This window comes from Robiginitalea aestuariiviva, from assembly GCF_029537735.1.
GTDB classification, from domain to species: Bacteria; Bacteroidota; Bacteroidia; order Flavobacteriales; family Flavobacteriaceae; genus Robiginitalea; species Robiginitalea aestuariiviva.
Genome location: NZ_JARPUQ010000001.1, coordinates 1,100,119 through 1,113,815, shown reverse-complemented (window position 1 = coordinate 1,113,815; position 13,697 = coordinate 1,100,119). Strand labels below are relative to the sequence as shown.

Genomic DNA, 13,697 nt, shown 5'->3' with positions numbered 1-13,697 from the left:
TGGGTTTTCCAAAATTCAAACTATATAATTTTGAAAATTTGATAAAATAATTTGCCGATCCTCCCCCTGAAATACGGAATTTACAATCCTACCCCAGCTGTCTCAGGGCGGCCTCCAGGTCTGCGATCAGGTCGGCAGCGTCCTCGATACCCACACTCAGGCGGATCAGGGCGTCGGTTACCCCGCTCTTCTCCCGCTCTTCTTTAGGGATACTCGCATGGGTCATACTGGCCGGGTGCCCGGCCAGGCTTTCCACCCCGCCCAGGGACTCAGCCAGGGTAAAGACTTCCAGGGATTCCACAAAACGCACGGCATCTTCGTAACGCGCCCCTTTGGGCCGGAAGGAAATCATCGCCCCAAAATCCCGCATCTGGGATGCGGCTACATCGTGGTTGGGGTGGTCCGCAAACCCCGGCCAGTACACGGCCTCCACCATGGGATGGTCCCGGAGGTATTCGGCCACGGCACGCCCGTTCTCGCAATGCCGCTGCATGCGCACATGCAGGGTCTTGATCCCGCGCAGCACCAGATAACTGTCCATGGGACCGCAAACCGCTCCGCTGGCATTCTGTATAAAATAAAGCCGTTCGGCCAGGCCGGAATCCCGAACGACCAGGGCGCCGGCTACCACATCGCTATGCCCGCCCAGATACTTGGTAGCCGAGTGCATTACAATATCCGCACCCAGTTCCAGCGGCTGCTGCAGGTACGGGGTGGCAAAGGTGTTGTCCACCGCCAGCATGGCCCCCGCCTTGCGGGCCAGGGCCGCCATGGCGCGGATGTCCACCACATTCATCATGGGGTTGGTTGGGGTTTCCACCCAAAGCAGGCGGGTGCGTTCCCCTATGGCCGCTTCCACTGCTGCAAGGTCCCGCATCCCTACGAACCGGAAGCGAATCCCCAGGGGTTCAAAGACTTTAGTAAACAAGCGGTAACTGCCCCCATAGAGATCGTTGGTGGCCACAACCTCATCCCCGGGCTTCAAAAGTTTTAGCACGGCATCCATGGCAGCCAGACCACTGGCAAAAGCCAGGCCATGCGCTCCCTTTTCTATACTGGCCAGGGCCTGCTCCAGGGCATGACGGGTGGGGTTGCCGCTCCGGGAATATTCATACCCCTGGTGTGCCCCCGGAGATTTCTGGGCAAAGGTAGAGGTCTGGTAGATGGGCGGCATCACGGCCCCGTAAGCTTTGTCTGGCTCCTGCCCCCCATGGATGGTGAGGGAATTGAATTTCAGGTCTTTTTTCATTTGCTTCTGTACTTAACACAAAGCTAGCATTCTCCGCGTGGCCCGCCAACCTTTTCCTTTGGCGTTCGCCGGGCGGCCCATCCCAAAATTGTACCTTTGGGGAAAATACGCTGCCCGGTATGAGAACACTTTTGGGGATGCTGTTACTGGGGTTCCTTTGGCAATGCCAGGACCCCGCGGCTTTTGACTGGAAGGCCACAACCTATGAAGGCCCCCTCTGCGCCCAGTGCCCCCAGGTGACCATTGCCCTGCCGGAAGGCCCGGAGGGAAATCCCCTGGCAGAGGCGGTACACCGGGTACAGGCCGAGGAGGTGATTGCCTGGCTGGATTACCGGGAAACCAACTCCGCCGCCACCATCGAAGAGGCCATTAGCGGCTTTGGGGAAAGTTACCGGGAACTGGCAGCTGCCTTTCCCGAGGAAACCATGGGGTGGGAAGCTACCATAGAAGGACTTGTACAATATGAAAGTGCCGCCCTGCTTACCCTCTCCCTGGACGGCTATGTCTTTACGGGTGGGGCTCACGGGCTTTCGCACCGCATTCTATTGAACTTTGACAAGGGGCGCGCTGAGGAGCTGGACGCGGAAGACCTGCTGCTGGACCCTGCCGGCTTCCGGGAACTGGCGGAATCCGCCTTCAGGGCCACCTATGGCATTGGAGCAGAAGCGCCCATCAACAGTACCGGGTTTATGTTTGAAGGGGACCGTTTCCACCTCCCGGAAAACTTCGGCTTCCTGCCTGAAGGCGTCCTGCTATACTACAACCCTTACGAGGTAGCTTCTTTTGCGGACGGCCCCCTGGAAGTCCTGATCCCGTTTGACCAGGCCATACCCTACCTAACCGAAGCGTACCGCCCCCAACCCAACCCCTGAACCCATGAATAAGATTTTTTACCTGAGCACTTGCGATACCTGTAAACGCATCCTGCAAACCCTGCAGCCCGGCCCGGGAATTGAATTACAGGACCTTAAGATCCAGCCCCTGAATGCCGGGCAGGTGGACGCCCTCCATAGCCTGGCGGGCAGTTATGAAGCCCTCTTTAACAAAAGGGCCCAGCTCTACCGTAAAAACGGGCTGCACGAGCAGGACCTCAGCGAAGCCGATTACCGGAAATGGCTGCTGGCACACTACACCTTCCTGAAGCGGCCGGTTATCGTACTGGGCAACCGGATATTTATCGGGAATTCCAAGAAAACCGTTGCCGCCGCAGCCGAAGCCCTCAAACCTTGAGCAAACGCACCCTGGCCATCCTGGCGGCCTTAACGGCCACGACCATTTACGGGTTGAACCATACCATTGCCAAAAGCGTGATGCCCCATTACGTGCAACCGTTTGGGTTTATCCTGCTGCGGGTAAGCGGGGCAGCCGCCCTGCTCTGGGCCATTGCCCCCTTTGGGCCCAGGCAACGGATCGAAAAGCGGGATTGGGGGCGGCTACTGCTCTGCGCCGTTTTTGGCATGGTCATCAATATGCTGGCCTTTTTCAAAGGCCTGCAACTGTCTACCCCGGTAAATAGTTCGGTCCTGGTAACCACAACCCCCATTATTGTAGTCGCCTTCTCCTTTTTCCTGATCCGGGAAAAAGTTACCTGGGTAAAAGCCCTGGGCATAGCCCTGGGAATGGCCGGGGCCCTGGCGCTGATCTTTATGAACAAAGCCGAAGGCCTCAATGCGCCAAACATCCCCATGGGGAATGTCCTGTTCGTGGTGAATGCTACTTTTTATGGTTTGTATCTGATTGTAGCGAAGAAACTCATCGAGAAATACCACCCCCTGGTGCTGCTGCGCTGGCTTTTTACGGTAGCCGTGGTAATTAACCTGCCACTCACCCTGCCGGAAGTCCTGGAGATTCCCTGGCGGGAGATACCGGCGCAAGGCTTTGGCGCCATTGCCTTTGTTATTGTGGGGACCACCTTTATGACCTACCTCTGTAACGCCTACGCCCTAACCCAGCTCAAGGCTTCAACGGTAAGTGCGTTCATTTATGCCCAGCCCGTTATCGGCATTGCCTTTGCGGTGCTCAGCGGGCAGGACCAGTTCGGATTGCTCAATGCCCTGGCTACTTTCCTGGTTCTGGCGGGCGTTTATCTGGCCAGCCGCAAGCCTAAACCAGGTCCTTCGGCCGCTTAAAGTAGCGGCGGGTGTCTTCCCGGGTGAGCGTTTTAAAGGCATCCCCTTTTTCCAGGGCCTCGAAGCGTTCCAGCAGGTCCTGGGGCAAACCTGTCAATTTCCGGGTGTCCAGGTCTATCCACCCACCCATCATTTCACAATGGGCCAGGTGGGTTCCTTTGTCGTCGTAAAAATTGTGGTGGAACTCGAAAAACATCCCGTCGGCACTCAGGCCCTGTACCTCCAGGGATACCCGAACCGGCACCCCTGGCAGCACCTCGCGGAAATAATACATGTGCTCGTAAAAGACGACCGGGCCCAGGTGGTGGTCCACCAGGGTCTTGTGCCCGAAGCCATGCTCCTGCAGGAAGGCCATGCGGGTGTGACTCATAAAGGTAATGTAGGCGCTGTTGGCCATGTGCCGGTTGGCATCCAAATCGCTCCAGCGTACTTCAAAAGGCTTCAGGTACATGGGTTACGGGCTTTATATTCCGGGCAAAAGTAAGGCGGAATTGCCAACCCGGAGGTGGCCCGCACTTTAAATAATCCTTACTTTTAGCCCATACACCAAACGTATGAGCCAGAAAGCCCCATTTATCGATTCCCTTTCCCTGCCCATTGTGGCCGCCCCCATGTTCCTCATTTCCAATCCGGAACTGGTGATCGCCTGCTGCAAAAACGGGATTGTGGGTACTTTTCCCGCCCTGAACCAACGCAGCAGTGAAGGCTTTGAAGCCTGGCTGGTGGAAATCCGGACGGCCCTGGATGCCTTCGAAAAGGAAACGGGACGCAAGGCGGCTCCCTTTGGCGTAAACCTGATTGTACACCCCACCAACCCACGTCTCGAGGCAGACCTGAGACTTTGTATTAAACACAAGGTCCCCCTGATTATCACTTCCCTGGGCGCCGTGTCCGAAGTGGTGAATGCCGTGCACAGTTACGGGGGCGTGATCTTTCACGACATCATAAAAAAGCGGCATGCGGAAAAAGCGGCCGAAGCCGGGGTGGACGGCCTGATCCTGGTCTCTGCCGGGGCAGGCGGGCACGCCGGGACGCTCAACCCCATGTCCCTGCTGGCAGAGGTGCGCTCCTTTTTTGACAAGACCCTCCTGCTTTCCGGCTGCATCAGCACCGGGCAGGATGTGGCCGCCGCCCTGCAAATGGGAGCAGACCTGGCCTATATGGGCACCCGCTTTATCAATACCTCCGAATCTCAAGCCCCGGAAGCCTATCGTCAGATGATCATCGAGGCCGGGGCCGGGGACATCGTTTACACGGCAGCCATTTCCGGGGTTCCGGCCAACTTTCTCGGGCCAAGCCTTAAGGCTGCGGGCCTTACGGAAGAAGACCTCCGGCAGAATACCAAAATTGACTTCGGCAAGGAACTGGACACCGAGGCCAAGGCATGGAAAACCATCTGGTCTGCCGGGCAGGGCGTGACCAGCATCCATGAGGTACTGCCCGTGGAGGCTCTGGTACAACAGCTCCGGGAAGAGTTTATTGCGGCCCTGGAAACTCAGGCTGCACGCTTGTCCCGATACCGTTAAACCCCAGATGTTCACTTCCCTTACCCCCATGGGCAATCCCTGCGCGCCATGCCACTGACCCCTTCCAGCTACCGGGCGCCCTGGCCCTTTGCCAATGGGCACCTCGCCACCATATATTCCGCCCTGTTGCGCCGGGTCCTGCCGGCCCCGCAGACCCGGGAGCGCCTGGAACTGGACGACGGGGATTTCCTGGACCTGGACTGGACAGCCCCCCAAGGTCCCGAACGTGGCATCCTGATCCTGCTGCACGGCCTGGAAGGCCATGCCCAGCGACCTTATATGATGGGGAGTACAGCCCTGTTTTCGGCCTCGGGCTTCCGCATTTGCGCGGTGAACCTCCGGGGTTGCAGCGGCACCCCCAACCGCCTGTACCGCTCCTACCATTCCGGGGCCACGGAAGATTTGGAAGCTGTAGTGCAGCACGTATCCCGTAAATATCCGGACGCCCCCCTTTTCCTCAAGGGGTTCAGCCTGGGCGGCAACCTCCTGCTGAAGTTCCTGGGGGAAAGCGGCCCGCTCACGGCAAGGATTAAGGGCGCCGTGGCCGTTTCGGCCCCGGTACACCTGCACGATTCCCTCCTGCAGCTGAATAAGGCTGAAAATGCCCTGTACGCCCGGCGCTTCCTGAAAAACCTGAAAGCCAAATTGCGCGAAAAACAAAGGCTGTTCCCGGACCGACTCCCGGATGGCCTGATCCGGAGTATCCGCAGCCTGCAGGATTTTGACGACCAGTACACCAGCAAAGCACACGGATTCCGGGATGCCATGGACTACTATAAAAAATGCAGCAGCCTGCCGGGGCTTAGGCATGTTGACCGTCCTACCCTATTGCTAAACGCCCGTAACGACTCCTTCCTGGGGCCCGCCTGCTATCCGGAGGAGGTATGTGCGCATCACCCCCTGCTCACCCTGGAAATCCCGGAAAACGGGGGGCACGTGGGCTTTGTTCAACGCCATGCATACTACTACAACGAAGTGCGCGCCCTGGAATTCCTGACCGGCCTTTTCTAAAACCTATTTCTTATCTTAGTGCCTTAATCATTTAGGAAGCCATGAATAAAATTTGGACGTTGTTTGCCCTGACTCTGCTTGTTGTAGGCTGTGGCGAAAAAAAGGAGGAAAAAAAGGACGACGGTTTTGAAATGAGCCGCACCAAGAAGGAGGCCCCGGCTGCCCAGGCCACGGACGGCGTCCCGGTAGACCTCAGCAACAAGGGCGTGGGCCCCGTTACGGAAGTGTCTTTCCCGGCCGAAATTGATGCGGAACTCGCCGCACAGGGGGAGGCAAAATTCAACACCATCTGTACCGCCTGCCACCAGGCAGAACAGCGCATGATCGGGCCGGCCCTGAAAGGAGTATACGAGCGCCGCAGCCCGGAGTGGGTAATGAATATGATCCTCAATCCGGACGGCATGCTGAAGGAAGACCCTATTGCCCAGGCCTTGCTGAAGGAATACAACAATGCCATCATGCTCAATCAAAACCTTACCCAGGAAGAGGCCCGCGCAGTGGCGGAATACCTGCGTACCCTCTAACCTGATCGCGTATTACCAGGGGTCCAGCCCCAGGAGTTTTCTGCCGAGCCCGCTAAGCTCGGCAGTTTTATATTTGGTCTGTTCCCAGTTGCGGGGATCTCCCGGAAAGGCATAACCCTCCGGGGCTACGCGGTTTTTCCAGGAATGGATACGCCACTGGCGCAGCGCATCGTTCTCGGGTTCTGCAGGCATCATGGAAATATACTGGGCCATCCGCACCTTGTTCCCGGAACGGTTGGGCCGGATTCCGTGGGGTTGGGTACTGTTGAAGATCAGCAGGTCTCCCGCTTCCATCTTTACTTTTACAATCTTGTCTTCCAGGCCTGAAATATCGGGCTGAAAATGATCCCGGTCTTCGGGCTGGGTAAGCTTCCAGCTGTCGTAATTCCGATAAAGCCAGGGAATGCACTGAAAGCCCCCCATGTTTTCATCGGTCTGGTCTGCCAGGGCCAGCACCCCCTGTACATTCTGCGGCCGGGTTTCCGGGTCGTAATCCCAGTGGATAAACCCTTTGCGTTCATGACCGGGGCGCTGCGGGAAATTCAGGTTGGCCCGGTCAATAGTCACCCATAGGGCTTCCGTGCCCCAGATATCCACAAAGGCATCATATACTTTTTGGGTCTGGCGGTTATTCCAGAGCAGCTGGTGGTTGTAGACCTCCACCATCCCCGTCCCGGTGAGTTCCTTCATTTTCATTTCGGCCCTTGGGGGCGTATACCAGGTCTCCGGGTTGGTTGGGTCCTTTTCCTCGAACTCCCAGAGGAAATCTGCAGTGGCCCGGGCCTGGCTTTTCGGTACCGCCCCTTTTATTACAATATACCCGTTGGTGATCCAGAAGTCCCAGTCCGCTTCGGTGAGTACCCGCAAGGGGGCGCCATTGGAACGGTCATTCAGTTTCCGGGTGCTGCTAGTAGCAGTAGAAGGGTTTCCGGGGATTTCCTGGTGGGCCTTATTGGCCATTTCGATTTTATCGGGCTGCATAGGGCTGAGGTTTAATGGGTTTGAGGATAAAAGTACTTCCCGGAGGATTGCAAGGCTACCGCAATATTGATGGTTACTTGTATTATATTGACTATTATCAAGACAATAAGTATTAAATTGGACAATATTATTACTTTCATGAGATGAAAGTGCAGTTAGAGACCATTGGCGGCGGCTCGGATTCCCCCTTTCGGCTGATGCACAGCCCCCGGCTGGGCGACCTCTTTTTCTGGCATTTTCACCCGGAATTTGAGCTGGTCTACCTGGAAGGCGCTAATGCCACCCGCCATGTGGGGCACCACATTTCTGATTTCCAGGAGGCAGACCTGGTCCTGATCGGTTCCAATATCCCCCACCTCAATTTCGATTACGGGGTGCAGGGCGAATATGTACACGAGGTCCTGCACATCAAACCCGATTTTAAACAGGTCGTCCTGGACACCTATCCTGAAATGGGACGGATCCGCCAATTGCTGCAATTGTCTCAGTACGGGATCGCCTTTTATGGAAAGACCCGGGAAACGGCGGCACGTGCCATGAAGCAATGGTATGCCATGGACGGGTTTGCCCGTTTTACCAGTATCCTGCAAACCCTCTATACCCTTTCGGGAAGTTCGGAATTCGAATTGCTGCACAGCAGCCCGTATGTGAATCGATTTAAGCAGCGGAACCAGGAGCGGCTGCGCACCATCCACGCCTTTGTGGAAGAACGTTATGCCACCCGCATCACCCTGGCGGAAATGGCTGAACAATGCCACCTGGGCCGGGAAGCCTTTTGCCGGTATTTCAAAAAGGAGACGGGCAGCACCTTTGTGACCTTCCTGAACCAGTACCGCATTTCCCACGCCCGGCGCATGCTCCTGGCCGGGCATACCGTTAGCGAGGCCTGTTTTGCCTGTGGCTTCGAAAGCCTTTCCTATTTTAACCGGACCTTCAAGGCCATTGCCGGGCAAACCCCATCCGGGTTTAGGAAATCAAGGCGGGCAACGGTGTAAATAAAACCGCCCCGTAACACGGATTTGCATCCGGGCCTGGGGCGGCTTCCAACTAATTAACCAACCAAAAAATTATCCGCGCGGCCATTGTCTTTCAACATCCATAAGGGGCAGTTTCCGCGCTATTCTCTTTTTCCGTGCCAACCCTGAATCTTTCAGGATGGTCTGGAATCCGCGCCCCCTGAACTGGTAAAGCGTTTCGCTTTCCGGATGGTACAGGGCTATGGCGGCATCATCTATAACGTAGAGCTCAAAGTATTCATTGCCCATATAATCGTAATCCAACGTTAAAGTTTTCATATCGGGGTTCCCCGGCACGTCAAATACCTGGTATCCCCCGGTATAATCCCAAACCAGCTGGGACAGGGACAACCCTGCGGGATCCGTAGAGGAACGAAAGAAGTCCCCCTGCCCGTCCGGCAGGAACTGAAGCCACTGCTCCTGGTCGAAGGCATTGGGCACGCCCTCCAGGCTGGTTTCAACCTTCTCCCAGGCCTCGTACTCCTGCAGGAAGTAATGGATATTGTCATAGAACAAGGCGTCGTAATCAAACCCGGCCCGGCTATACCCCCGAAGCACATAGGAGGTGTCCGTTGGTGCATGGTAGAGGGAAATCACGTTGGGGCCCTCTACAAAAACCTCCAGTTCCCAGAGGCCGTCCAGGTCGTGGGCAATGGAAACCACCCCCCTAAGCGGGGCATAGGTGCCCACAGGAATTCCCAGGCCGTAACCGGTCTTGCCAATCCCAACCAGGTTATTGTTGGCCTTCAGGACCCCACGGTCAAAACTCAGGGTAAAGGCTGCCTGCAGGAAAGGGATTTCCCCCAAGCCCCGGGTGGCATTCACATCCACATACCAAAGGTCATAGGCCTCCAGGGCATCCTGGGTTTGCCAGGGCGTTTCGGCCACATAGTCGTCTTCGATCCATATTTCCGCGGTACAGGAGGCCAGGGCCAGGAGCAGTACCGGGAGCATCACAAGGGTAGTTTTCATTCTCATGGCGAAAAGGTTTTAGTTCCTGCCCATACCTATACAAGAGACATGCCAAAGTGAAAAGACAACCCGCACCCGACCCCCCCGCCTCCCGAATTTTAAGTACTTTTGGGACAAAACCCGAACGTGGAAAATCAGATGAGATTTGCCGTCCTGGGCGGGGGCAGCTGGGCCACCGCCATTGTTAAAATGCTCTGTGAAAACCTGAGCGAGGTGTGCTGGTATATGCGCAATACTGATGCTTTGGAGCATATACGCGAGCACGGGCACAATCCCAATTACCTGAGTTCGGTAACCTTCGATACCAGCCGGTTGCACCTGACCTCGGACCTGGACGAAGCGGTTACCCGGGCCGACCTGCTCATTTTTGCGATTCCCTCCGCCTTCCTGGAAACCGAACTCTCCAAGCTTACTGCCTCCCTGGAGGGAAAAGCCGTGTTTTCGGCCATCAAGGGCATCGTACCGGAAAGCGGCCTGATTGTAGGCGAGCATTTCCACCAGAAATACGACCTCCCCTACGACCGGATCGGGGTCATAACAGGCCCATGCCACGCCGAGGAAGTGGCCCTGGAGAAACTCTCCTACCTCACCATTGCCTGCAGCAATAAGGATCGGGCCAACCAGGTTGCCCGTGCCCTTTCCAGCAGTTACATCAAAACCAAGGTTTCCTCAGACATTATCGGGTCGGAATACGCCGCCATGCTCAAGAACATCTATGCCATTGCCGCAGGGATAGCCCATGGCCTGGGTTATGGGGATAATTTCCAGGCCGTGCTCATGAGCAACGCCATCCGGGAGATGAAGCGCTACACCAAAAGGCGTTACAATATTGACCGCAACATTAACCGCTCGGCCTATCTGGGCGACCTGCTGGTAACCGGCTATTCCATTTTCAGCCGGAACCGCATGTTCGGGAATATGATCGGAAAAGGGTATACGGTTAAAAGCGCTATGATGGAAATGAATATGGTGGCCGAAGGGTATTACGCCGCCAAAAGCGCCTATGAGATCAAGGAAGGTTTCGAGAAAAAGGTAAAGACCCCTATCATTGACGCCGTCTATAAAGTACTGTACCAGGGCAGGAACCCCAAAGCCGTATTCCGGGACCTGGCAGACCAGCTCAGCTAGCCCTCCAGCGAAAAATGGGAATGGCTGTGCAGGGCCTCCTCCATAGCTTTTTTCCAACCTTGCTGCACCTTGGCTGGCTGTCCGGACTTCTCCCCGCAAAAGGCCACCACCGCATCCAGATACCGGCGCACGGCACCAATATCAAAGTAGAGGCGTCCGGTACGCCGGATCAGAAAATCCATGGGGTTGTGGACCATTTCATGGTCCATACAAAAGTCCAGCTCTGCCCGCATCAGGCGCCATGAGGCATCGGTTTCGGATTCCAGCCGGTTAAACCGTTCCAGGATCGCATCGGCCTGTTTTCCGTAGGTGGTCACCAACCGCCAGGCCAGGCGGCGTTCCAGCCCATAGGGCTTAAGGACAGCCGCTACCTCATCTATATATTTGCCTACCGCTTTGAATTTTTTAAACCCATTGCCACAAAGCGGAATCTGGTCCGTGGTGCAGGGCTTTATCCCTTTGCGGCCTTGTTCCTCCATTTCACCGACCACGCGGTTCACCGTCCGTTGGGCCATCTTTCGGTAGCCGGTGAGTTTTCCGCCTGCTATACTGATCAGGCCACTGTCCGAAGTAAAGATTTCGTCTTTCCGGGAGAGTTCTGATGTGGATTTCCCTTCCTCGTGGATAAGCGGCCGCAACCCGGCCCAGGAAGACTCCGCATCCGAGAGTTCCAGTTCTATGGAAGGGAACATATTGTTCACCGCAGAAATCAGGTAAATGGCATCGGCCAGGTCGGTTTCCACCCGGTCCTTGTCGCCGTCGTAGTTGGTATCCGTGGTGCCTACATAGGTCACGCGGCCGCGGGGGATGGCAAAAATCATGCGCCCGTCCGGCACGTCGAAGTACACCGACTGATTCACGGGCAGTTTTTCATAGGGGAAGACCAGGTGGACTCCCTTGGTCAGATGGAGGCGCTTGCCGGTCTTGCTGCGGTTTACCCCGCGCAATTCGTCCACCCAGGGCCCGGCCGCATTGATCACGTAAGCCGATCCTATCTCCAGGCGGGAATCGTCCAGCATATCCGTGGCCACTACCCCTGCCACGCGCCCGTCTTCTCCGTAGCGGAATACGTCTACCTGCATATAGTTCAGGGCTACCGCCCCATGGGCCAGGGCCGTTTTGATGTTCTCAATGGTAAGGCGGGCATCATCTGTCCGGTATTCCGCGTAGTATCCGGCCCCTTTCAGTTTTTTCCTGGGCAAAAGGGGCTCTATCTTCAGGGCTTCCTTCTTGTCCAGCATCTGCCGTTTGTCATCCCCGGATACCTGGGCCAGCAGGTCGTAGACCTTCAGCCCGATGGAGGTAAGCCATTTCCCGTAGGAACCCCCTTCAATCAGGGGGAGCAGCATCTTCTCGGGCAGGACCAGGTGCGGGGCCAGCTGGTGTACGATGGCTCGCTCGGAGCCCACTTCCTTCACCAGCCAGAAATCGAATTGTTTCAGGTAGCGCAGCCCGCCATGGATGAGCTTGGTAGACTTGCTGCTGGTCCCGGAAGCAAAATCCCCCTTTTCCAGCAACAGGGTTTTGAGGCCGCGGGACGCGGCATCCAGGGCAATGCCCGCCCCCGTTATCCCCCCGCCGATCACAATCAGGTCGAAGGTTTCCTTTTTCAGCTGTTCCTTTTGCTGGGCGCGTTCCCGGGCGGAAAACGGCAAGGGCTTTTCCATAGCGTTGGTTTTTCCTTAAAATTACGATTATATCTTCGCCTGCCAATAGGGCTGCGCCTCAGGCATCCGGGCGGAATTCGTAGGCGCGTTCTACCCGGCATATGCGGACGGTATACCAGCTGTACCACTGTTCCCGTCCCCGTTGCTGGGCCCATTGGTGCTCTGCCTCGGCCTTCCAACCCGCAATGGCGCGGAGGGATTCCCAATAGCTGATCGTAATGCCGATCTCCTCCCGGGCGTGTTCCACCCCCAGGTATCCCGGTTGGCGGGCAGCCAGCTCCATCATCCGGGCCGCCGTTTTGGCATACCCCTGGTCCCCGGCAGTGCGTTGGGAGGTGAAAATCACAGCATAATACGGTGGGGCGGGCGTCATGGCAAATATTCTTTTTCGAGGAAATACCCCACAATGGCTTCCTTCATCAGCACCGACTGTTCCCCGGCCTTCAACACCGGCAGGGGTTCCAGCAGGGTGTAATGCGGCCACCCCTCTGCATCGAAGGAATCAAAGGCATAATATCCGTAGGGTTCCAGCAAGCGGCAGATGGCAATATGCATCAGGTTTACTTTTTCGTCCTTCTTGTATTTCCGGTGGTATTGCCCCAGTTCCTGTATCCCGATCAGGTAGATGATGGCATCCAGGTCCAGGGGGGCTCCTTCCGCAAACTGGTCGGACAATTTCCGGGTGAGGGTATCCCAGCGTTCCTTAAGCAATTCGTCTCGGGCCATTAGCAATTTCCCGTGCAGGGAACTTTGACCCAAAGGTACAAATCAATAGGCTATATTTGCCAAAAGCACGCATGACGATCCTGGACGGCATACTCGGTATTCTCCTGGCCTATGGCCTCTATAAGGGCCTTAAAAACGGGCTGTTTGTGGAGGTAGCCTCCATCATAGCCCTGATTGGCGGCATCTACGGCGCCATCCATTTTTCCTACCTGATCGGTAATTACCTGGAAGCCCGCCTGGACTGGAACCTGCGGTATATACAGCTTACCTCCTACATCCTTACCTTCCTGATTATCGTGATCGTTGTACAGCTGCTGGGTAAATTCCTGACCAATATTGCAGACCTGGCCATGCTGGGCATGCTGAACAACCTGGCCGGCGGCGTATTCGGGATGCTGAAGGTTGCCGTAGTGCTGGGCGCATTGCTGGTGTATTTCCAGCGGACTAATGCCTTCATCCGCCTGGTAGACGAAGAGGCCCTTCAAGAGTCGCTTTTATACCCCCCTTTAACCAGCCTGGGATCGGCTGTTTTCCACTGGGTCCTGGAGCCCTCCAGAGAGGGCGATGATGGTGATCCATTGGGCGAATAAAGCGGGCCGCATAACGGATTTGGACTCACTTCCCCGACAAAATCGGCGTTTGAACGATTTTTAAGGGGCCCTTCCGGCCGAAACCGACCCTATTGCGTAATATTAGGTAATTGGCTATTTTGCCAAGGTTCAAAGATTCCCCAATCTTTACCTTTCTGACCTGCTTGCAATGAGAACA

At 56.1% G+C, this 13,697-nt stretch carries 16 protein-coding genes; 9 read left to right on the top strand and 7 right to left on the bottom strand.

Annotated features, from left to right (window positions below; translation table 11 throughout):
- Window positions 1–88: 88 nt before the first annotated feature.
- Window positions 89–1,249 carry a cystathionine gamma-synthase gene (locus tag OZ410_RS04975; RefSeq protein ID WP_277706815.1) on the bottom strand — a complete coding sequence of 387 codons (1,161 nt, stop codon included), beginning with the start codon at window positions 1,247–1,249 and terminating at the stop codon, window positions 89–91.
- Window positions 1,250–1,368: 119 nt separating this feature from the next.
- Between OZ410_RS04975 and OZ410_RS04970 the strand changes: the two genes are divergently transcribed.
- Genes OZ410_RS04970 through OZ410_RS04960 form a run of 3 tightly spaced genes read left to right on the top strand, consistent with a single transcriptional unit; the run spans window position 1,369 to window position 3,378 of the window.
- Window positions 1,369–2,121 carry a DUF3298 and DUF4163 domain-containing protein gene (locus OZ410_RS04970; RefSeq protein WP_277706814.1) on the top strand — a complete coding sequence of 251 codons (753 nt, stop codon included), beginning with the start codon at window positions 1,369–1,371 and terminating at the stop codon, window positions 2,119–2,121.
- A gap of 4 nt (window positions 2,122–2,125) precedes the next feature.
- Window positions 2,126–2,479 (top strand): arsenate reductase family protein, encoded by a 354-nt coding sequence (locus OZ410_RS04965; RefSeq protein ID WP_277706813.1) that lies wholly within the window; start codon window positions 2,126–2,128, stop codon window positions 2,477–2,479.
- Entirely contained in the window at window positions 2,476–3,378 is a 903-nt protein-coding gene (locus OZ410_RS04960) for a DMT family transporter (protein ID WP_277706812.1), read from the top strand. Before OZ410_RS04965 ends, OZ410_RS04960 begins: the two co-directional genes overlap by 4 nt.
- Here OZ410_RS04960 and OZ410_RS04955 read toward each other — a convergent pair.
- A complete protein-coding gene (locus tag OZ410_RS04955; protein WP_277706811.1) occupies window positions 3,353–3,829 on the bottom strand; it encodes an acyl-CoA thioesterase in 477 nt (158 codons plus the stop codon). The genes OZ410_RS04960 and OZ410_RS04955 overlap by 26 nt on opposite strands.
- Before the next feature lie 103 nt (window positions 3,830–3,932).
- Here OZ410_RS04955 and OZ410_RS04950 point away from each other — a divergent pair, with 103 nt between their 5' ends.
- Genes OZ410_RS04950 through OZ410_RS04940 form a run of 3 tightly spaced genes read left to right on the top strand, consistent with a single transcriptional unit; the run spans window position 3,933 to window position 6,439 of the window.
- A complete protein-coding gene (locus OZ410_RS04950) occupies window positions 3,933–4,904 on the top strand; it encodes an NAD(P)H-dependent flavin oxidoreductase (RefSeq protein WP_277706810.1) in 972 nt (323 codons plus the stop codon).
- A gap of 48 nt (window positions 4,905–4,952) precedes the next feature.
- The gene (locus OZ410_RS04945) at window positions 4,953–5,915 is read left to right on the top strand and encodes a YheT family hydrolase (RefSeq protein WP_277706809.1); all 963 of its coding nucleotides are present in this window, start codon (window positions 4,953–4,955) and stop codon (window positions 5,913–5,915) included.
- 41 nt (window positions 5,916–5,956) lie between these two features.
- A complete protein-coding gene (locus OZ410_RS04940) occupies window positions 5,957–6,439 on the top strand; it encodes a c-type cytochrome (protein ID WP_277706808.1) in 483 nt (160 codons plus the stop codon).
- 12 nt (window positions 6,440–6,451) lie between these two features.
- On the opposite strand, the gene OZ410_RS04935 is transcribed toward OZ410_RS04940, so the two are convergent.
- Window positions 6,452–7,420: a phytanoyl-CoA dioxygenase family protein gene (locus OZ410_RS04935; RefSeq protein WP_277706807.1), complete on the bottom strand. Its 969-nt coding sequence runs from the start codon at window positions 7,418–7,420 to the stop codon at window positions 6,452–6,454.
- Window positions 7,421–7,563: 143 nt separating this feature from the next.
- Between OZ410_RS04935 and OZ410_RS04930 the strand changes: the two genes are divergently transcribed.
- Window positions 7,564–8,415: an AraC family transcriptional regulator gene (locus tag OZ410_RS04930; RefSeq protein ID WP_277706806.1), complete on the top strand. Its 852-nt coding sequence runs from the start codon at window positions 7,564–7,566 to the stop codon at window positions 8,413–8,415.
- A gap of 72 nt (window positions 8,416–8,487) precedes the next feature.
- Here OZ410_RS04930 and OZ410_RS04925 read toward each other — a convergent pair whose 3' ends face one another.
- Complete coding sequence (locus OZ410_RS04925) at window positions 8,488–9,408, bottom strand: nicotinic acid mononucleotide adenyltransferase (protein WP_277706805.1); 921 nt, start codon at window positions 9,406–9,408, stop codon at window positions 8,488–8,490.
- Window positions 9,409–9,546: 138 nt separating this feature from the next.
- Between OZ410_RS04925 and OZ410_RS04920 the strand changes: the two genes are divergently transcribed.
- On the top strand, window positions 9,547–10,536 hold the full coding sequence (locus OZ410_RS04920; protein WP_420917745.1) for an NAD(P)H-dependent glycerol-3-phosphate dehydrogenase: 990 nt from the start codon (window positions 9,547–9,549) through the stop codon (window positions 10,534–10,536).
- On the opposite strand, the gene OZ410_RS04915 is transcribed toward OZ410_RS04920, so the two are convergent.
- Genes OZ410_RS04915 through OZ410_RS04905 form a run of 3 tightly spaced genes read right to left on the bottom strand, consistent with a single transcriptional unit; the run spans window position 10,533 to window position 12,929 of the window.
- On the bottom strand, window positions 10,533–12,203 hold the full coding sequence (locus OZ410_RS04915) for a glycerol-3-phosphate dehydrogenase/oxidase (protein ID WP_277706803.1): 1,671 nt from the start codon (window positions 12,201–12,203) through the stop codon (window positions 10,533–10,535). The genes OZ410_RS04920 and OZ410_RS04915 overlap by 4 nt on opposite strands.
- A gap of 58 nt (window positions 12,204–12,261) precedes the next feature.
- Window positions 12,262–12,576, bottom strand: coding sequence for an antibiotic biosynthesis monooxygenase family protein (locus OZ410_RS04910; RefSeq protein WP_277706802.1), 315 nt, complete (start codon window positions 12,574–12,576; stop codon window positions 12,262–12,264).
- Window positions 12,573–12,929 (bottom strand): hypothetical protein, encoded by a 357-nt coding sequence (locus tag OZ410_RS04905; protein WP_277706801.1) that lies wholly within the window; start codon window positions 12,927–12,929, stop codon window positions 12,573–12,575. The genes OZ410_RS04910 and OZ410_RS04905 overlap by 4 nt, the downstream gene beginning before the upstream one ends.
- A gap of 71 nt (window positions 12,930–13,000) precedes the next feature.
- Between OZ410_RS04905 and OZ410_RS04900 the strand changes: the two genes are divergently transcribed.
- Window positions 13,001–13,519, top strand: coding sequence for a CvpA family protein (locus OZ410_RS04900; protein WP_277706800.1), 519 nt, complete (start codon window positions 13,001–13,003; stop codon window positions 13,517–13,519).
- Window positions 13,520–13,697 lie beyond the last annotated feature (178 nt).